This is a genomic window from Streptomyces violascens (assembly GCF_014649955.1).
Taxonomy (GTDB): Bacteria; Actinomycetota; Actinomycetes; order Streptomycetales; family Streptomycetaceae; genus Streptomyces; species Streptomyces violascens.
In genome coordinates this window covers 94,977-112,739 of the sequence record NZ_BMUA01000019.1, presented here as the reverse complement: position 1 = coordinate 112,739, position 17,763 = coordinate 94,977, and the positions used below count along the sequence as shown (strand labels likewise).

The 17,763-nt window shown below is 72.3% G+C and carries 18 protein-coding genes; 9 read left to right on the top strand and 9 right to left on the bottom strand.

Features of this window, described 5'->3' with window-relative positions; all coding sequences use genetic code 11:
- Positions 1-315: 315 nt before the first annotated feature.
- The 3 genes from IE206_RS29880 to IE206_RS29870 all read left to right on the top strand — a co-directional run bounded on the left by IE206_RS29880 (position 316) and on the right by IE206_RS29870 (position 2,145).
- Entirely contained in the window at positions 316-711 is a 396-nt protein-coding gene (locus IE206_RS29880) for an SH3 domain-containing protein (protein WP_189967517.1), read from the top strand.
- Between the two features lie 160 nt (positions 712-871).
- A complete protein-coding gene (locus IE206_RS29875; protein WP_226598909.1) occupies positions 872-1,579 on the top strand; it encodes a helix-turn-helix domain-containing protein in 708 nt (235 codons plus the stop codon).
- A gap of 95 nt (positions 1,580-1,674) precedes the next feature.
- Complete coding sequence (locus IE206_RS29870; protein ID WP_189967513.1) at positions 1,675-2,145, top strand: hypothetical protein; 471 nt, start codon at positions 1,675-1,677, stop codon at positions 2,143-2,145.
- Between the two features lie 64 nt (positions 2,146-2,209).
- Here the strand turns inward: IE206_RS29870 and IE206_RS29865 are convergent, their stop codons facing one another.
- Positions 2,210-2,746, bottom strand: a complete 537-nt coding sequence (locus IE206_RS29865; RefSeq protein WP_308433961.1) for a transglycosylase SLT domain-containing protein — start codon at positions 2,744-2,746, stop codon at positions 2,210-2,212.
- A 349-nt stretch (positions 2,747-3,095) separates the two neighbouring features.
- Between IE206_RS29865 and IE206_RS29860 the strand changes: the two genes are divergently transcribed.
- Positions 3,096-3,383, top strand: a complete 288-nt coding sequence (locus IE206_RS29860; RefSeq protein ID WP_189967508.1) for a hypothetical protein — start codon at positions 3,096-3,098, stop codon at positions 3,381-3,383.
- A 10-nt stretch (positions 3,384-3,393) separates the two neighbouring features.
- Here the strand turns inward: IE206_RS29860 and IE206_RS29855 are convergent, their stop codons facing one another.
- From IE206_RS29855 to IE206_RS29845, 3 genes are all read right to left on the bottom strand, one after another.
- Positions 3,394-3,672, bottom strand: coding sequence for a DUF397 domain-containing protein (locus IE206_RS29855; RefSeq protein ID WP_189967506.1), 279 nt, complete (start codon positions 3,670-3,672; stop codon positions 3,394-3,396).
- A gap of 355 nt (positions 3,673-4,027) precedes the next feature.
- Positions 4,028-4,966 (bottom strand): zinc-binding dehydrogenase, encoded by a 939-nt coding sequence (locus tag IE206_RS29850; protein ID WP_189967505.1) that lies wholly within the window; start codon positions 4,964-4,966, stop codon positions 4,028-4,030.
- Between the two features lie 45 nt (positions 4,967-5,011).
- The gene (locus IE206_RS29845; RefSeq protein WP_189967503.1) at positions 5,012-5,452 is read right to left on the bottom strand and encodes a nuclear transport factor 2 family protein; all 441 of its coding nucleotides are present in this window, start codon (positions 5,450-5,452) and stop codon (positions 5,012-5,014) included.
- A gap of 171 nt (positions 5,453-5,623) precedes the next feature.
- Between IE206_RS29845 and IE206_RS29840 the strand changes: the two genes are divergently transcribed.
- Complete coding sequence (locus IE206_RS29840; protein ID WP_189967501.1) at positions 5,624-6,532, top strand: LysR family transcriptional regulator; 909 nt, start codon at positions 5,624-5,626, stop codon at positions 6,530-6,532.
- A 191-nt stretch (positions 6,533-6,723) separates the two neighbouring features.
- Here IE206_RS29840 and trpS read toward each other — a convergent pair whose 3' ends face one another.
- From trpS to IE206_RS29825, 4 genes are all read right to left on the bottom strand, one after another.
- Positions 6,724-7,725 carry a tryptophan--tRNA ligase gene (gene trpS / locus IE206_RS29835; RefSeq protein WP_189967499.1) on the bottom strand — a complete coding sequence of 334 codons (1,002 nt, stop codon included), beginning with the start codon at positions 7,723-7,725 and terminating at the stop codon, positions 6,724-6,726.
- A 266-nt stretch (positions 7,726-7,991) separates the two neighbouring features.
- Complete coding sequence (locus IE206_RS29830; RefSeq protein ID WP_189967496.1) at positions 7,992-10,172, bottom strand: FG-GAP repeat domain-containing protein; 2,181 nt, start codon at positions 10,170-10,172, stop codon at positions 7,992-7,994.
- A 328-nt stretch (positions 10,173-10,500) separates the two neighbouring features.
- Positions 10,501-10,629: a DUF6126 family protein gene (locus tag IE206_RS42685; protein ID WP_226598910.1), complete on the bottom strand. Its 129-nt coding sequence runs from the start codon at positions 10,627-10,629 to the stop codon at positions 10,501-10,503.
- A gap of 79 nt (positions 10,630-10,708) precedes the next feature.
- Complete coding sequence (locus IE206_RS29825; protein ID WP_189967494.1) at positions 10,709-11,116, bottom strand: hypothetical protein; 408 nt, start codon at positions 11,114-11,116, stop codon at positions 10,709-10,711.
- Between the two features lie 96 nt (positions 11,117-11,212).
- Here IE206_RS29825 and IE206_RS29820 point away from each other — a divergent pair, with 96 nt between their 5' ends.
- A complete protein-coding gene (locus IE206_RS29820; RefSeq protein ID WP_226598911.1) occupies positions 11,213-12,103 on the top strand; it encodes a hypothetical protein in 891 nt (296 codons plus the stop codon).
- Here the strand turns inward: IE206_RS29820 and IE206_RS29815 are convergent.
- The gene (locus IE206_RS29815; protein ID WP_189967489.1) at positions 12,015-13,448 is read right to left on the bottom strand and encodes an aminotransferase-like domain-containing protein; all 1,434 of its coding nucleotides are present in this window, start codon (positions 13,446-13,448) and stop codon (positions 12,015-12,017) included. The genes IE206_RS29820 and IE206_RS29815 overlap by 89 nt on opposite strands.
- A 92-nt stretch (positions 13,449-13,540) precedes the next feature.
- Between IE206_RS29815 and IE206_RS29810 the strand changes: the two genes are divergently transcribed.
- The 3 genes from IE206_RS29810 (at position 13,541) to IE206_RS29800 (ending at position 17,620) form a co-directional block, all read left to right on the top strand.
- Positions 13,541-14,323, top strand: coding sequence for an alpha/beta fold hydrolase (locus IE206_RS29810; RefSeq protein WP_189967487.1), 783 nt, complete (start codon positions 13,541-13,543; stop codon positions 14,321-14,323).
- 76 nt (positions 14,324-14,399) lie between these two features.
- Complete coding sequence (locus IE206_RS29805; RefSeq protein ID WP_226598912.1) at positions 14,400-15,419, top strand: endonuclease/exonuclease/phosphatase family protein; 1,020 nt, start codon at positions 14,400-14,402, stop codon at positions 15,417-15,419.
- A 242-nt stretch (positions 15,420-15,661) separates the two neighbouring features.
- Positions 15,662-17,620, top strand: a complete 1,959-nt coding sequence (locus IE206_RS29800) for an FUSC family protein (protein WP_189967485.1) — start codon at positions 15,662-15,664, stop codon at positions 17,618-17,620.
- Positions 17,621-17,763 lie beyond the last annotated feature (143 nt).

Here is a 17,763-nt window from a genome sequence, read left to right as displayed (position 1 = left end):
GGCCGGGCCCTGTCACCGCCCCCCTTCCCGGAGGACGGCTTCCCGGAGGACGGCAACCGGTCGGCTTTCCGGAGGGCGGCAACCGGTCGGCGAGCGGCCCCTTCCTCACGCTAAGTGAGGCCCAGGCGTTCCGCCACGCGAGTGAACGCGGGCCCCGCGGGCGCCCGTACGCGCCTGCCGTGCCGGGCCCGGCCCCAGGAGCACCGTCCCTATTCGTCCCAGGCACGGCTGGGACGAATTCGGCCGTCGCTCCCCGGACACGCTTGCTGACAGAGGGTCACTTACTCGGGGGCCCCGCACTTTGGAGAGACACACATGAACCGAAGCACCGTACGGAGCGGCGTCGTCGCCGTCGCCGCCCTGCTCGCCCTGTTCCCGGCCACCGCGATGGCCGCGACCCCCACGGCCGCTCCTGCCGCCCCGGCGATGGCGACCGTCGCCACCACCCATCACCACCAGCACAGGATCCACGCCCGTGGTGTGGTGGTCACCGCGTACGGCCACCGGCTGCACATCCGCTCCGGCGCCGGCACCTCCTATCGGACCACCGGCACCCTCCGCTCGGGGCGCAAGGTGTATCTGACCTGCAAGAAGAACGGCACCACGGTGCACGGCAACCGCGTCTGGTACCGCCTGGCCGGGCACCACGGCCGTTACGTCTCCGCCTATTACGTACGGGTCCCGGCCAGGGCCAACCTGCCGTGGTGCTGAGCACGGATACCTGACGGTCGGGCCCTGGCCACCGGGGACTTGCGGCCGGGGCCCGATTCACCACCTCGCCCGTTCGCCCGGGGGCCGGAGCTTGACTCCGGCCCCTCTGGGGTACAGATGCCCCCGGAACAGGATGTTGTGGACTTTTGGGAGGGACCGCGTGGCCCAGTGGCGACAGCTGCCCGAGTCGACCCGACCCGAACTCCGGCTCCTCGTCGAAGAGTTGAGGCACCTCAAACAGACCTCCGGCCTGAGCCTGGCCGGTCTGGCCACCCGCACCTCGTACAGCAAATCCGCCTGGCACCGCTATCTCAACGGCGACAACCTCCCGCCGCGCGACGCGGTCGACGCCTTCGGTGCCCTCGGCGGCGCCGAGCACCACGCGCGCCTCCTCGAACTCTGGGAACGCGCGGTACGACCCCCTCGGCCCACGGTCTCGCCGCAACCGGAGCCGGAGCTGCCCGAGGGGCCGTCCGCCCGCCGCCCCCACCGCCGTACGATCACCGTCGCCGCCGCGCTCGCGCTGGTCACCAGCGCCGCCTGGGCCGCACTGCCGCACCCGCACGAGTCGGCCCCGGGCGCCCCCGCGCCGACCGCCTGCCAGGGCGCGAGCTGCCAGGGCGACGCCCCCTCCGCCTCCCCCTGCCGCGCCGACGCCCGCACCCAGAGCGCCCTGACCACGGCCTCGTACGCGGTGAAGCTCCGCTACAGCCCGTCCTGCGACACCATCTGGTCCGAGGTGCGCAACAGCTCGACCGGCGCGGACACCGAGAGCCCGATGCTGGTGGCCCCCGACCCGCGGCAGGCCGAGGCGTGCGCGGAGGTCGACCACCACATGCTGTGCACGGGGGATGTGCCGCGGGGCTAGAACCGATGCGGTGCGATCATGTGCATCCGCGCCCCACGATCCCGAGTGTCAGCCCGGGGCGCCCGGTGCCCGGATGCCGCCCGGATTGGACGACGATGCAGATGACGACGTACGGCCGCGCGACCGCACTGTCCGGCATGGCACTCGGCTGCCTGCTGGCCCTGGGGGCCTGCGGCGACGGCACCGGCCGGGCGGAGGAGCCGGAGGAGCCTCCCGCCGCCGCGGGATCCGGTACGTGCGACGAGGCCGAACAGGGCGGGGCCGGGCCCTGGAAACCCGTACTCACCGAATTCCGCGGCCACTTGCAGGCATCGGGCTCCGCCGCCCTGGCCGGCCACGTCAAGGACGCGAAGCTCCGCGACTGCCCGGGCGGCGACAGGGAGGCACACGTCCTCACGGACTACGACCCGCACCTGGAAGCCCCGAACGTGGACGCGGAGACCAGGAAGAAGGCCGACCAGGTCGCGCAGGCCTTCACCGCGTGGCGGGGCAAGGACGTCCACGACGAAGGGTGGGTGCGCATCATCAACGGCGCGGTGGAGACCGTCACGAAGCGCGCCTGGTGACCGACACGGACACCGCTCGGCCCCGCCACTCGCCCCCGCTGTCCGGCGACGGAGCCGAGGGAACCTAACCCCCGACGGCCGCCCCGGCCTTCTTCCAGTTGTCCCGCAGCCGCGTCAGGTAGTCCGACGCCTGGCTCCCCACCTTCGCGCCCCGCGCGAACGCCGCCATGTTGCCGCCGCCCGCGTTGTACCCGAGCGCCATCAGCTCCTCCCGCGTGTACGAACCCGCCCAGTGCGAGGGGAGTTCGGCGGACATGTCGTGCAGGTACCAGGCCGCCGCCTCCACCGCGAGCGCCCGGTCGTCCGGCAGCTCCTCCCACTTGCGCGACGCGAAGTCCCGCCCGTGCTTCGTCTGGTCGAACGCGGCCCGGTGCATGTTCGCGATGCCGAACGCCGCGTCCGGCTTGTACTTCTGCCAGCTCCGCTCGAAGGCCGCGTCGTGCGGCTTGTAGTCCTCGTTGTAGAGGATCGCCATCAGGAGCTGCGCACTGATGCCCGCCTTCTTGGCGTACGTGCGGACCTGGGGTGCGTAGTCGGCGGGGTCGTACGAACCGCTGGGCGACGACGGAGCGGCCGACGGCTTCGCGGACGAGGACGCCACGGGCGACGGCGCAGGCGCCGGGCTCCCCGAATCCGAGCCCAGCAGCCCGGCGTGTACGCACCCCCAGCCGACCAGCGCGGCTACCGGAAGTATCAACCACTGGGCACGCCTGCCCCGCCTGCCCTGTTCAGCCATCGTCGCCCTGTCCGTCGGGTCCGGGTCCGTCGTACCCGGTCCGGGAAAGCCCAGTCTAGGAAGTGGTCGCCCGAAGCGGCTCAATAGCATGACGTCAATTGCTCTCGCGCGTGCGGACCGGGCGGACCCGCTGTGCGCCATGCCGAGAACACGCACCCTCTCTTTGTCCGTGCGAAAACAAGGCACGGTGGGGACCGTGGACTTCTCTTGGGCATTGACTCTGCCCCGAGAACACATCAGCACTCTCCTGGCGGGCAGGCCGGCGGGTGCCATGATGATGCGGCTGGGTCTCGGTCCCGGCGCCGCCGGGACCATGAGGTCGAACGTGCAGGCCGCGGGCGGTCATGTCGTCATGCACAGCCACGCCCCGGCCTTCCGGGTGGTGCTGAGCGCGCCCGGTACCCGCTGCCGGGTCGACGTCACCGACCAGGAGTTCGCCCGTCCCGGCCAGTACGCCCAGTGGAACCACCAGCGCCCCGTCACCGACTCACCCGCGTCGTAGCCGACCCGGCTCAGCCGAACATGCCCTCACGGGCTGCCGTCACGAACGCCCCGAACACGGCGGGGGTGGTGACGAAGGCCGCGCCTTCCGGGTCCTTGGAGTCCCGGATGGCTATGCGACAGGGGTGGGTTGCTATTTCTACGCAGTCACCGCCTGTGTTGCCGCTGTAGGACGACTTCTGCCAGGCGGCTCCGCCGAGGGGGGCACATTCGATGCACTGCCCTCCGGTGTCACCGCTGTGCGAAGACTTACGCCACCGTGCGCCCGTCAGGGTCTGGTTGGTCGCCATAGCGCTCCTCCATGACTCGGGCGGGTGTCGGATGTTGGTCATGGCGGGCACCTCCGGGCTCACGCGGCTTCGCGCGTACGTTCGGTTGATTGCCGAGCGTAGTGGCGCTGTAGACCCTGCGTAACTGCTGCTGCAACTGCTCAACTCGCCTTCCCCCAGGCCGTGTTGGAGCGTGGGAGGTGTGGGATGCGAGTGGCGGCGAGCCGGGGCCTACGGGCCCCTGTCGCCGCCACTCCCCCGTCCGCTCCCCCGTGCCCTTTCAGGCTCCCGCACGGCACGGCGCGTTCCATCCCCCGGGCGAGCCATCCCTCTCCCCCACGCGGGGGAGCCGCTGCGGCGGCGGGTCGCATACCGTTCAGGACAAGGTGAGTACGGCATTTCCGCGCACCTTGCGGGCCCGCAGGTCGGCGATGACCTCGGCCGTGCGGGACCAGTCGCGGACCGTACCGATCTCGGGGTGCAGCCGCCCGGCTTCGACCAGGCGGATGAGCGCGGCGAGGTCGAAGGCGTACGACGTGTCGGAGGAGGTGTAGTCGAAGTGAGCGATGCGGGCCTGGTTCGGGCCCTTGAAGAAGTCGAAGAAGTCCAGGGTCACGGGGGTGCGGCTGGCCTGGCCGAACCAGACGAGCAGTCCGCCGGGGGCGAGGCGGGAGAGCGCGGCGGGGAGGGAGTCACCGCCGACCGATTCGAGAACGACGTCGTACGGGCCCTCGGCGTCGGCGACGGACGTGACCAGCTCGGCTGCGCCCAACTCGACCAACCGGGCGCCTCGTTCGGGCGTTGCGGCGACCGCGGTGACGGCCGCGCCGGACGATGCGGCGAGCTCGGTCACATAGTGGCCGACTCCGCCGCTCGCGCCGGTGATCAGGATGCGGCGGCCGGCGACGGGGCCTGCCGCGCGGAGCAGTCGCAGTGCGGTGATGCCCGCGAGCGGCAGAGCCGCGGCGGTCACGGCGTCCACGCTGTCGGGGAGTTGGGCGACACTCGCGCTCGCCACCGCGACCCGCTCGGCCCATCCGAACGCGGGCGGGTGCGCCACCACCCGGGTGCCCACGGCGGGGCCGCTCCCGTCGGCGGCGGGGCGTACGACCGTACCGGCCACGTCCTTGCCGGGCCGCCAGCCCGGCCACGTACGGTCGAGCTGCCCGTCGAGTTGGAAGGTCTCTCCCCGGTTGACCGAATACGCCTCGACGGAGACCACCAACTCGTCTTCGGCGGGGGCGGGTTCGGGTGCCTCGCCGAGGACGACGGGCTTGTCGGCGTCGTGGGGCGAGCCGGGCAGTAGGGCCTTCATGGCGTTTTCCTTTCGGGGGCTCGGGCTCTCAGGGGCGGGCGGCGCTCAGACGAAGACGACGCTCTTGGCGTGCAGGGTGTCGAAGTACTCGCGCACCTCGACGATCCGCCCGTCCCGGACGGTGAAAATGGCCAGGCAGTGCTGGTCGTAGGGCAGGCCCGACTTCGCGAGGGCCCGCGTGTTCCACTCGGCGAGGACCCGCTCGCCGTCGGCCAAGACACCCTCGAATTCGAGCTCCATCGTCCCGGGTACGAAGTGCTCGACCATCGCCGGGACGAACTCGTCGAGGATCGCGCTGGGGCCGACCCAGGTCCCCGAAAGGGGCAGGTCACCGGCGAGCGTCCAGGTCACGTCCGGCGCGAAGAACTCGCGCAGGGCGTCGAAGTCGCCGGTGGTGAGGGTGTCCATGTAGTTGAGGACCAAGGCGCGGCTGGCCTCGGTGGTGCTGGTGAGGGTGTGCGCGGGGGTGGTGGTCGAGGTGGTCATTTCCTGCTCCTCGGGGTGGGGGCCGGAGGGTGCCCGGCGGGTTTCCGGGGTGTCTCGTTCCGACACCTGAACACTAGGAAGGGGGCGTGTGCGGAGGGAAAGACCTGTTCGGGACGGCCCCATGCCGTACCGGCATAACGGCTGGTCACCTGCGGTCGTAAGCTGCTCGGCATGTCCGAACTCCGTCGCCTGCGCTACTTCCTGGCCGTCGCCGAGGAGCGGAACTTCACGCGCGCCGCCGAACGTCTGCACATCGCCCAGCCCGCGCTCAGCCGCCAGATCCGCCAGCTGGAACAGGAGCTCGGGGTGCGCCTCCTGGACCGCACGACGCACTCCGTCGAGCCGACGGAAGCGGGGCGTCTGCTGATGGAGCGCGGGGCGGAGCTCTGCGAGTCGGCGGACCGGCTGTGGCGTGACGTGCGCGGCTTCGCCGAGTCCGAGCGGGACGCGCTGACTCTGGGGTACAGCACGAGTACGGGGTACGGGACCGCGCCCGCCCTGCTCGCGGCCCTCGCCTCGGCCCACCCTCACCTCGCGGTGACCACGCGGCTCCTGCCCACCGCCGACATCGTGTCCGGGGTGACCGACGGCACGCTGGACGCGGGCCTGGTCAGGTGCCCGCCCCCGACCCCGGAGCTGGTCCGCACGGTCGTCCGCCTCGAACCGCAGGGAGTGCTGCTCCCGGCGTCCCATGCGCTGGCCACGCGGGATTCGGTCGAGGTCGCCTCGCTCGCGGGCGAGCGGCTCCTCGTCCACCCGCGCGAGGCGAACCCGGGGCACTTCGACGCGATTCTGGGGATCTTCGAGGGGGCGGGGCTCGCGCCCCAACTCCTGCTCCGCCAGCTGTCGTTCGATGCGGCGCACACCCCGGTGGCGCGGGGTGAGGCGATCTCCATCCTGGGAGAGTCGGCGGTGGACGGCCTTCCCGGCACTCTGGTGTGGCGCCCGCTGCGGCCGACCTCCACGATCGAGCTGCACCTGCTGACCCGGGGCCGGGGTCGGCGGCCCGCCGTCGCCCAGCTGCTGCGGACGGCGTCGGAGACGGCCCGGAGCGAGGGGTGGCTGCACTCTCCGGCGTAGCCGCGTATCGCTTCCGCGCCTTGTGCTTCGAGTGCGGGCCGTCCGTGGCTGATCGCGCAGTTCCCCGCGCCCCTTGAAAGCCGGCCGGCTTTGCGAGGCGCGGGCGGCGAACGCGCAACGCCGGCCAACCAACTAGGGGCGCGGGGAACTGCGCGATCAGGCCCCGCCGGAGCCGCAGGCGAAGCCCGCGGCTAGCTCATCCGGAACGTTCCCATCGCCTCCCTCACCTCGTCCAGGGTGGTCTCGGCGATCGCGTTCGCCCGCTCGTTGCCCTCCGCGATCAGCTTCCTCACGTAGTCCATGTCTTGGGCGCACTCGGCGCGCCGGGCCCGCAGCGGGGCGAAGTAGGTGTTGACGGCCTCCGTCACCGTCGCCTTCAGGGCGGCCGAGCCTCCGTCGCCGAGCTCGGAGGCCACCTCGTGCGGGTCGCGGCCCTGGCAGAGGGCCGCGAGCAGGACCAGGTTGCTCACTTCGGGGCGGTGCTCCGGATCGTAGGAGATCGTGCGGATCGCGTCCGTTTTCGCGCCCCGGATCAGGCGGGCCGTCTCGTCCGAACTCGCCTTCAGGGCAATGGAGTTGGACCGGCTCTTGCTCATTTTCATGCCGTCCGTTCCGAGGAGGAGGGGCGCCTCCGAGAGCAAGGTGCGCGGTTCCGGGAAGACCGGGCCGTACCGCTCGTTGAAGCGGCGGGCGATCGTGCGGGTCAGCTCCAGGTGCGGGACCTGGTCCTTGCCGACCGGGACCAGGTTCGCCTTGCAGAACAGGATGTCGGCGGCCTGATGGGCGGGGTAGGTGTACATCAGGCCCGAGACGGCCGCCTGGCGGGAGTGTGCGATCTCGTCCTTGACGGTCGGGTTGCGGCTCAACTCGGCCACCGACACCAAACTCAGGAAGGGGAGCAGGAGTTGGTTCAGGGCCGGGATCGCGCTGTGGGTGAAGACGGTCGACCGTGTCGGGTCCACGCCCGCTCCCAGATAGTCCAGGACCACGTCCTCCACGTTCTCGGTCAGCCGCTCCGCCACGTCTCTGTCGGTCAGCACCTGGTAGTCCGGGATGACGAGGAACAGGTCAACGCCCTCGTTCTGGAGCCGGACCCGGTTCTGGAGCGTGCCGAAGTAGTGGCCCAGGTGCAGGGGGCCGGTGGGGCGGTCGCCGGTCAGGATGCGGTCGGTGGTGGTAGCCGGGGTGGTCATCGTGGGCTCCTCGTGGGGCAGTGGGGTGGGGCGGGCCTGGACGGCGCCCACTGCGGGATCCAGCGAGGGCAGCAAAAAGGGCCGTCCAGTGATGAACGGCCCGCTGACGATGTCGCGCGTGTGAGTAGTGGCCGCTCCTAGGAGGAGCGCCACCAGCAGAGGTGAGTACGGCACTGCGACGCGGACGACATGGGTTCACCATAGCCCGGCGCCACGGCGCGTGCCCAGGGTCTTTCGGCACGCGCCGCGCAGAGCCCAGCCCGGGGTCAGTACAGGTTCAGATACGTCTGCCAGCCGGCGCCGATCCGCACGCGGTCGGTGTAGGCGCCCGCGCCGTTTCCGGGGTAGCGCCACAGGACGCCGTCGGTGTCGCGGGCCACGAGGTCCGCCTTGCCGTCGCCGGTGATGTCGCCGACTCCGGCGAGCGCGTTGTAGATGCCCCAGCCCGCGCCCAGGCGGACCCGGTCGCCGAAGGTGCCCCTGCCGTTGCCGTCGTAGCGCCACAGCACTCCGGACGTGTCCCGCGCGAGCAGGTCGCCGAAGCCGTCGCCATTGAGGTCACCGGCTCCGACGACCGTGTTGTAGATCCCCCAGCCGAAGCCGATCTTGACGGGGTCCTTGAACTGGCCCGCGCCGTTGTCGGCGTACATGTACAGGTCGCCCGAGGGGGTGCGGGCCAGGAGATCGGGGCGGGTGTCGCCGGTCAGGTCGCCGGGGACGGTGAGCTGGTCGTACGCGTTCCAGCCCGCGCCGAGCGCGAGGTGCGGGCCGCTCGGGGCGAAGGGCTTGTTCGTTGCGCCGTCGTAGCGGGTGAGCTGCCCGGAGGCGTCGCGTACGAGGAGGTCGTTGTTGCCGTCGTTGGTGAGGTCGCCCGCCGGGACGTAGCGGGAGGTGGTGGGCCAGCCCGGCGCGGAGGGGCCGGGGGTGACGTCGCCACTGCCGTTGCCGGTGCGGATGGTGAGGGTGCCGCCGGGGGTGAGGGCGAGGAGGTCGCCCCGGCCGTCGCCGTTGTAGTCGCGCCAGGTGGCGGGGCCCGGGGCGGTCGTGGCGGTCATCAGGCGGGCGGTGGAGGCGCCGGTGGGGTCCTCCCACAGGGCGGTCGGGCGGTTGTCCGGACCGCCCACGGATATGCCGCCCCGCGCATACCCGGACGTGTTGGCGCTGAGCTCCTTGGGCGTGCTCCAGGCGCCGGCCATGCGGGTGGCCACGACGAAGCGGTCGGAGTTGCCGTCGTCGGCGGGCTGGCTCCACCCGGCCTGCACGGTGCCGTCGGCCGCGATGTCCGCGCCGAAGGGCGTCATGCCCGCGTACTGCGCCGACAGGGTCTGCACCGCCGACCAGGTGCCGGTGGCGGCGGCCCGGGTCGAGGTGCGGATGTAGAAGCCGTCCGTACCCGACTGGTAGTCGGACCAGACGAGGGTGACGTCACCGTTCGGGCCGGTCAGGGGGTACGGCACGGCGTCGCCGAAGCTGTCCGTGCTCGCGGCGCTCTCGACCGGGCCCCAGGTGCCGGTCGCGGCCGGTCTCTGCGCGTAGTTGAGGGCGCCGCCCGCGAGCCACGTCAGCGCGAGGGCTCCGCCCGGGCCCGTCGCCAGGCGGGCCTCGGCGGCCGGGACCGGAGTGGGGAAGGTGTCGTGCGGGGCGCTCCAGGTGGCGGTCGACGCACCCTGTTCGGCCGATTTGAAGGCCGCGCCCGTGGACCCGTACTCGGTCCACACGACGTTCACCGAGCCGTCCGCGGCCACCGCGACCTGCGGGTACGCGTCCTGCGCCCCGGCGCCCGTGGCGTCGAGCCGGGCCGGCGCCGACCAGGTGCCGCCCGCCCCGGTGCGCTCGGCCGCGAACACCTCGTACTGCGGGTCGACGCCATGTGCCCACACCACAACAGTGCGGCCCGAGGGTGTGCCCGCGAGCTGTATGTCCTGGATGCGGTCGGCCGCGGCTATCTGCACCGGGGACGACCAGGACGTGGCCCCGGCGGGCAGCGCCGAGGTGCTCAGCACGGCGCCGGTGGCGGCCACGTCGACCCAGGCCACGGTGACCGAGCCGTCCGGCGCGGCGAGGAGGTGCGCGTCGACGGGCGAGGACGTGTCGTACGTGGAGCTCACCAGCGTGCGCACGGGCCCCCACTTGGTGGTCCCCGCCGGGCGCATCGCCACCAGGAGATCGCGCTGCGAGCGGTTGGCCGCGAGTCTGGACCACAGGGCGACCACCGTGCCGTCCTTGGTCGTTCTGGTGTCGATCAGCGTCTGGATCGTGGTGCCGTCGGTGAGCGCGTACGGCGCGCCCCAATGGTCGGTCTCGATGGCCGGGTGAGGTCCGGGGCTGGCCTCGGCGCCGGTCGTACCGAGGGCGCCGAGCGCGCCGAGGGCGAGTCCGGACGTCAGCGTCGTGCTCAGCACCCTGCGCAGCAGCGTGCTCCGTCGGGCGTGCCTGTTCTCTGCCACAAGTACTCCGCCTCATGCGTGGGAAGCATGCGGGGTACGCGAAGCCGCGCGTGCATGCCGCGCGAGGATAGAGAAGCCGCCCGGCTCGGGCCCAGCATGCGAGTAGCCGGGAGGTTAACAGCAGATTCGGAATCCCGAACTCCCCTGCGGGGACTAGTTGTTGGGGGTATCCGGGGCTACTTGTGGGCGGGCTGCACACGGGTGGGGGCCATATGTGGGTGGGCGCCATGGGCAGAGCACCTATGTGGCCGGGGGCTATGTGCCGGGGCTCCATGTGGCCCGGGCCTGTGGGCGGAGCCCACACGTGGCGGGGGCCCGTTTAGCCGCCCTACTTGTGGGCGTGGCCGCCCACGTAGAACAGCAGCCACACGAAGCCGGCGAAGACATGGGTGCCGAAGATGTAGAAGCCCGCGCGCAGGGCAATGCTGCGCTCCTGGCTCTTCTCGCTGTCGGCCACCGGTCGCCTCCTCCGTCCCGTACTGGTGCGTTCCAGGGTACGGGGGAGGCCGCCCGGGGCCGGGAGGACCGATGGCTGGTCAGTCCTCGTGTGTGTAGAACCAGTAGAACGACACCAGGAACATCACGCCGCCGAAGATCGCCCCCATGCCCGACGACTTCAGCACGCTGTGGTCGGACAGGCTGTACAGGAAGCCCATCGCCGCGCCGAACAGCGTGCCGTACGCCGCCGCGCGGAGCTCGCGGGGCAGGGCGGACTGGATGCTGAGGAGGCCGATGCCCAGGCCGATCACGGCCAGGCCCGACACGACGCCGAGGACGATCTGGCCGCCGGTGATCGCACCGCCGCCGCGCTGGTTGGCGAAGGTGTACAGCCCGTACATCACCCCCAGGACGACGGGGATCGCGAGGACGGCCCTGCTCAGATGGGGAGCCGTACGGCGGTTCGCGCGGTGGCTCGTGGCGGGTACCGAAGCGTGTGCGGCCATGGCAGCACTCCTTCCGCTTGCCCGGGGCACTGTGTGCGTCCCCCATATAGCCCACACCCGCGCGCGCCGATGGGCAACCCGGGATTTCGTGGACGGGTGCGCAGCTTCCTGTCGGCGGTGCTGATCGTGCTTGCGGCCGTCCTCGTCCCGCTGGGCGCGATCGCCGCCTGGGCGAAGACGAAGATCGGCAGCAGCGACCGTTACGTCGCCGCCATGGCACCGCTCGCCGGGAACCGGGCCGTGCGCGGCGAGGTGGCCGCCAAGGTCACCGACGCGATCGTGCGGAACATCGACGCCGGGCCGCTCCAGGCCCCGGTCGCCTCGCTGATCGGCGGGGCCGTGCGGTCCTTCACCACCACCTCCGCCTTCCAGGACGTGTGGAACACCGCCAACCGGGCCGCGCACGCGAGCGTCCTCTCCGCCCTCACCCACAACGGCGACGGCAACGACGTTCGCATCGACCTGGCCCCGGCGATCCGGCAGATCAAGACCGAACTGGAGGTGCGCGGCGTGCCGTTCGCGAACGAGATTCCCGTGGAACACACCGACCTGACCGTCGTCGAGTCGACGAAACTCGGGCCGGTCCGCACCGTCTTCCGGTGGCTGAGGCGCGTCGGCGTCTGGGGTGCGGTCGTCTGTCTGGCGGCGGCGAGCGGGGCGGTGGCCGTCGCGGTACGCCACCGCCGCGCCCTCATCGGGGTGGGGACCGGGCTGGCCGTGGGCGCGGCGGTTCTGCACATCCTGGTCGCCGTCGGCAGGTCGCTCACGCTGGACGGGCTCCCGGCGGACTCCGATCCGTCGGCAGCCGGGGCGGTCTACGACGCGCTCACCGACTTCCTGAGCACGGCGGCCTGGGCCGTCCTCGCGTTCGGGCTCGCGCTCGCGCTCGGGGCCTGGCTCACGGGCCGACTGTGGAAGCGAGGTCGGCCAGCCGCCGAAGGGCCCCGGCCAGGACCGGTACGGGCGGGGTCGCCAGACCAATCCTGACCGCGGTGGGCACCCGGCCGCCCACCGCGAACGCCGTACCCGGCGTCACCGCGACCCCGAGCCGCTCGGCCGCGGCCGCCGCGAACGTCTCGGCCCGCCACGGTGCGGGCAGCTCCCACCAGCAGTAATACGCGGCGGGGTCGCTGCGCACCCGGAAGCTGCCGAGGTGCGTCCGCACCAGCGCGTGCCGGGCGGCCGCGTCGGCCCGCTTGGCGGCTCCGACCGCCTCGACGGTCCCGTCCCCGGCCCACCGCACGGCCGCCTCCAGATTGAACCGGCCCGCCGTCCAGGCCCCGGACCGCAGGGCCTGGGCGAGGGCGTCGGTGTGGGGTTCGGGCACCACGAGGAAACCCGTGGTCAGGCCGGGAGCGAGCCGCTTGGAGAGGCTGTCGATGAGGACGGTGCGGGCGGGTGCGTATGCGGCCAGGGGTGGCGGAGGCGCACCCTGCGAGGTTCCCGGGGTGGCGCCGGGCGGGGTGCTGTCGCTCGGCGGGCCGGGGGCGCCGCCCTGCGGGGTGCCCGGGGCTGCATCCCGCTCGCCACCCGTCGTCGGCGCCAGGAACGCCCACGTCGTGTCCTCGATCGCCATCAGCCCCAACTCGCCCAATAGCACGGCCAGTTGAGCTCTCCGCTCCCAGCCCATCGTCAGAGTGAGCGGGTTGTGCAGCGTGGGCTGGAGGTAGACCGCGGACAGCGAGGTGCGGCGATGGGCCGCCGCGAGCGCCTCGGGGAGCACGCCCTGGGTGTCCATGGCCAGCGGCACCAGCACGATGCCGAGTTGTTCGGCGACTGCCTTGACCAGCGGATACGTCAGCTCTTCCACGCCCAGCCGGGCACCCGGGCGGACCAGTGCGGACAGCGCGGCGGCAATCGCCTGGCGGCCGTTCCCGGCGAACAGGACGCGGTCGGGGTGCGGCCGCCAGCCCGGCCGGGCCAGCAACCCGGCCGCGGCCTCGCGCGCCCGAGCCGTACCGTCGGCGGCCGCGGGGCGGGTGGCCTCCGTGAGGACGTCCGGCCGCAACAGACCCCCGAGCGATCGGGTCATCAGCTCCGACTGCCCTTCCACCACCGGGTAGTTGAGCTCCAGGTTCACCGGTGTGCGCCCGCTGTCCTCCGCGAGGACCGAGCCCGGGTGCGGCGGGGCGGCCCGTACGAACGTGCCGCGCCCCACCTCCCCCACCACCAGGCCTCGGCGGCCGAGTTCCCCGTACACCCGGATCGCGGTGGAGACGGCGATGCGGCGGCGGCGCGCGAAGGCCCGCTGGGCCGACAGCCGGTCGCCCGGCCTGAGCACCCCGGACTCGATCTCCCCCGCGACCTCGTCGGCCACCCTGCGGTAATCCACGCCCCGCCCCCTTCACCTGCGTAAAGCCTCGATTGCACCGAGAGCAAAGAGCCTATTGCACCGAGGAGTTGCCCCCGCCTAGCCTCCTCACCATGTCCCGCACCTACACCGACGAGGGCACGGGCGACGCCCTGTTGCTCGTCCACGGCCACCCTTTCGACCGCAGCATGTGGGCCCCGCAGATCGCGGAGTTCTCGCGTACGCACCGGGTCGTCGCCCCGGACCTGCGCGGCTACGGCAGCGCGCCCATCGCCGCCGGGACCCGCGCCACGCTGCTCGGCGACTTCGCCGAGGACGTCCGGGCGCTGGCCGACGCGCTCGGCATCGAGCGGTTCACGCTCGGCGGGCTTTCCATGGGCGGCCAGATCGTCATGGAGTGCTACCGGCTCTTCCCGGAGCGGATCGACGGCCTCGTCCTCGCGGACACCTTCCCGGCCGCCGAGACCCCCGAGGGCAGGGCCGCCCGCGACGCGATGGCCGACCGACTCCTGCGCGAGGGCATGAAGGGCTACGCGGACGAGGTCCTGGACAAGATGGTCGCGCCGTACGCGGAGGAGTCCGTACGGGTCCATGTGCATCGGATGATGACCTCCACCCGCCCCGAGGGCGCGGCGGCGGCCCTGCGCGGACGGGCACAACGCCGGGACTACCAGGCCCTGTTGACGACCGTCGACGTCCCCACCCTGGTGGTCGTGGGCCGCGACGACACGTACACGCCGGTCGCGGACGCCGAGGCCATGCACGCGGCGATCCCCGGCTCGACGCTCACCGTCGTCGAGTCGGCCGCCCACATGCCCAATCTCGAACAGCCCGCCGTCTTCGACGCGGCCCTGCGCGGGCTCCTCGACCGGGTGGCGGCGCGGGCAAAGGCTTGAGCAACCGTGCCGGGTGCCGGGCCGTCTTTGGGGGAGGATGCGAACGCTGTGACCGGCTAGCGGGAGGCAGGCCGCCTTGGACACCTTGGGCACCGGGACCGTACCGGCGTTGGCGGCGGCGTCCGAGGTACGGCGACGGCATCCCTGGCGGGTGGTGTCCGCGCTTGCCGGGGCGCTCCTCCTGGCCGGGGTCAGCGCTGTGGTCGGGTGCCGGGCCGCCGATTCGGACGGGGTCACGCCCGTGCCGCAGGCCCTCGCCTTCCTGCCCTGGCTGCTCGTGCCGGGCGGCGCGGGGCTCGTGCTCGCGGCGCTGGGGCGGTGGCGTACCGGCATGGTGTGGGGCGTGGCGGTCCTCGCGGTCACCGGCTGGTACACCCAGCCGTACGGCGCCGACACGACCCGGCCGAAGGGCCCGATCCTGGCGGAGTTCACCGTCCTCACGTCCAACACCGAGTTCGGCTGGGCGACGGACGATCTGATCGCCACCGTCAAGCGCGAGAAGCCCGACGTCGTGTTCGTCGAGGAGTGCAGCTTCCGCTGCTCCGACGCGCTCGCCGCGGACCTGCCGAAGGCCGACTACCCGTACCGCGATGTCGTACGCGAGGACGGTTCCGCGGGATCGGCGATCCTGAGCCGGTTTCCGCTGAAGCCGGCCGAGCCCATCGAGTCGGTGATGGCGATGCCCGGCGCGGTGGCCACCATCGGCGGGCGCGACGTACGGCTCCAGCTCGCGCACCCCTCGCCGCCGCTGCCCGGCGACGACGGAAAATGGCATCAAGAGCTGGGCAGAGTAAGGGAGTTCGCGAAGTCGGCGAAGGGGCAGCCGGTCATCCTGGCCGGGGACTTCAACGCCACCCAGGACCACGCCCTGTTCCGTTCCGTGCTCGACGACGGCGCCCTGCACGACAGCGCCCGCCTCATCGGACAGTCGCGCACCTGGTCCTGGCCCGCCGACCGCACCACCCCGCTGCGCACCCAGATCGACCACGTCCTGGTGAACGGCGACTCCTTCAAGGCGACGTCCGCGCGTTTCCTGAAACTGCGCGGCACCGACCACCGCGCGCTGCTCGTGGGGCTCAGCCTGTACGGCGGCTGACCCATCCGCCCGGACGGGACGGCAGCGGCGCCGACATGCGGGCCCCGTCCCGGCGGGTCAGCATCGTAGGGAGCCCGGGCGGGCGACGGTTTCGGGAATGATCCGGAAGCGGCGGCACACCGGGACGGCCGGATTCGGAAGGGTCGGATTCGAAATAATTATCCACAGGCTGTGGACAACATTTACGATTCTGTTGGCCGCCCTGTTTGCACCAAGTGATCTTTTTACGGTGTCGTGTGGTCATGGCTGATCAGAAGCGGGCGGGGGACGGCGTACGGCAGGGGCGGCTCGCGCCGCCGGAATGGCTCATCGCAGGGCTGCGGCCCGCCCCCACCCCCATCCCCTGGCCGGCCGTCGCCCGCGCCGCGATCGCGATGGCCGCGCCGCTGGCCGTGGGGATGGCGACCGGGCAGAGCGCGTACGGCGCGCTCGCCTCCATGGGCGCGCTCAGCGGGGTCATCGGCGACACCGCGGACGCGTACCGGATGCGGATCTTCAACATCGCCGTGCCGCAGCTGTTCGGCGCGCTCGGCGTGACCGTCGGCAGCCTCGTCTTCGGGCACGGCTGGCTCGCGGTCGCCGCGCTGACACTGGTCGCGCTCGCCTCCGGGATGATCTCCACGATCGGCGCGGTGGCCTCGGTCTCCGGTCTCCTGCTCCTCCTCAACGCCGTCGTCGGCGCGGGCCTGCCCATGCCGGGACCCTGGTGGAAGGCGCCGCTGCTGCTCAGCCTCGGCAGCCTGTTCGTGCTGCTCCTGAGCCTGCTCGGCTGGCCCCTGCGGCGTACCGAACCCGAACGGGACGCCGTCGCCGGGACCTATCGCGCGGTCGCCGAAGCGATCGAGGCCGCCACGACGGACGCGTACGACACCAGACGCCAGGCCGTCACCCAGGCCCTCAACACCGCCTACGACCTGGTCCTCGCCCGCCGGGCCCGCGAACACGGCCGCCGCGAGGAGCTGGTGCGCCTGCTCGCGCAGCTCAACGTCGTCATCCCGATCGTCGAGGCGGCACCCGCCGTGCACCTGCGCGGCTGGGGCGTGGACGCCGCGATCCCCACCGCCGTACGGCAGTTGGCGGACGCGGTCGACGAGGGCCGCACCGGCGCGGTCGAACCGGACCTGCCCGCGCCCGCGACCCCGGCCGAGCGGGCCCTGGACACCGCGCTGCGGCACGCCTTCGCCGTGGTGCACAACCCCGACGTCGACCACACCAACATCGACGACCGCCTCGGCCGCCCGGCCGCCCTGCGCATCCGGTTCCGCCGCGCGGCCCGCAACGTCCTGCTCTCCGGTGCCTCCTGGCGCTACGGACTCCGCCTCGCCCTGTGCATCGGGCTCGCCCAGGCCCTGGTCTCGGTGGTCCCGGTGGAACGCTCGTACTGGGTCGCCCTGACTATCGTCTTCGTCCTCAAGCCCGACTTCGGCTCGGTCTTCGCGCGGGCCCTGATGCGGGCGGTCGGCACGGCGGGCGGGCTCGTCATCGCGGCGGCCGTCCTCGCGGAGGTGCCGCGCGGGTGGTGGGACGTGCCGGTGATGATGCTGCTCGCGGCGCTGATCCCCGCCTTCTCCGCGAAGGGGTACGCCTTCCAGACGGCCGCCATCACCCCGGTGATCCTGCTCCTCTCGGACGTCCTCAACCACCAGGGCTTCAACCTGGTCATGCCCCGCCTGTGGGACAGCCTCATCGGCTGCGCGATCACGCTGGTCGCGGGCTATCTGCTGTGGCCCGAGAGCTGGCACACCCGCATCGGGGCGCGGCTCGCGGACGCGGTGGCGGCGACGGCGGAGTACGTGGAGTACGCGTTCTCCTCCGAGGACGACCGCGCGGAGCGGGTCCGGCGCCGGCGCCGCCTGTACCGGGATCTCTCGACCGTACGGAGCGAATTCCAGCGGGCGTTGACCGAGCCGCCGCCGACGGGTCCCCGTGCGGCGGCGTGGTGGCCCCTCGTCGTCGCCGTCGAGCGGATCGTGGACGCCACCACGGCGGCGCGGGTGCGGGTGAATCACGGGGCGGCCTCGCCTGCGGCGGGCGAGGCGAGGGAGATCGCGGTTCAGCTTCGTGAGCTGGCGCAGGGGTTGCGCTCCAGCGTGACGCTGGTGGAGGTGCGGGCGGAGCTCTCGGGGGACGAGGAATCCGTGCTGGCCCCGCTGAGGCAGGAGGTGCGAGCCGCCCGGGCCATCGCGTCCCCCACCCCTTAAGCCCTGGGGCTGCGCCCCAGACCCCGGGATGCCCCTCCCCGCCCCTTCCCGAAACCCGCCGGGGGTGGAAAGAGCTTCTGGGGCTCCGCCCCAGACCCCGTATCGCGCCTGAAGGGCGCTCGTCCTCAAACTCCCCCAAGACC

Coding starts and splice junctions, on each gene's coding strand:
- IE206_RS29870 (WP_189967513.1), top strand. CDS start 1,675: ATGCAGATGACGACGTACGGCCGCGCGACCGCACTGTCCGGCATGGCA.
- IE206_RS29825 (WP_189967494.1), bottom strand. CDS start 11,116: ATGGCCGCACACGCTTCGGTACCCGCCACGAGCCACCGCGCGAACCGC.
- IE206_RS29810 (WP_189967487.1), top strand. CDS start 13,541: ATGTCCCGCACCTACACCGACGAGGGCACGGGCGACGCCCTGTTGCTC.
- IE206_RS29845 (WP_189967503.1), bottom strand. CDS start 5,452: ATGACCACCTCGACCACCACCCCCGCGCACACCCTCACCAGCACCACC.
- IE206_RS29840 (WP_189967501.1), top strand. CDS start 5,624: ATGTCCGAACTCCGTCGCCTGCGCTACTTCCTGGCCGTCGCCGAGGAG.
- IE206_RS29850 (WP_189967505.1), bottom strand. CDS start 4,966: ATGAAGGCCCTACTGCCCGGCTCGCCCCACGACGCCGACAAGCCCGTC.
- trpS (WP_189967499.1), bottom strand. CDS start 7,725: ATGACCACCCCGGCTACCACCACCGACCGCATCCTGACCGGCGACCGC.
- IE206_RS29880 (WP_189967517.1), top strand. CDS start 316: ATGAACCGAAGCACCGTACGGAGCGGCGTCGTCGCCGTCGCCGCCCTG.
- IE206_RS29800 (WP_189967485.1), top strand. CDS start 15,662: ATGGCTGATCAGAAGCGGGCGGGGGACGGCGTACGGCAGGGGCGGCTC.
- IE206_RS29855 (WP_189967506.1), bottom strand. CDS start 3,672: ATGGCGACCAACCAGACCCTGACGGGCGCACGGTGGCGTAAGTCTTCG.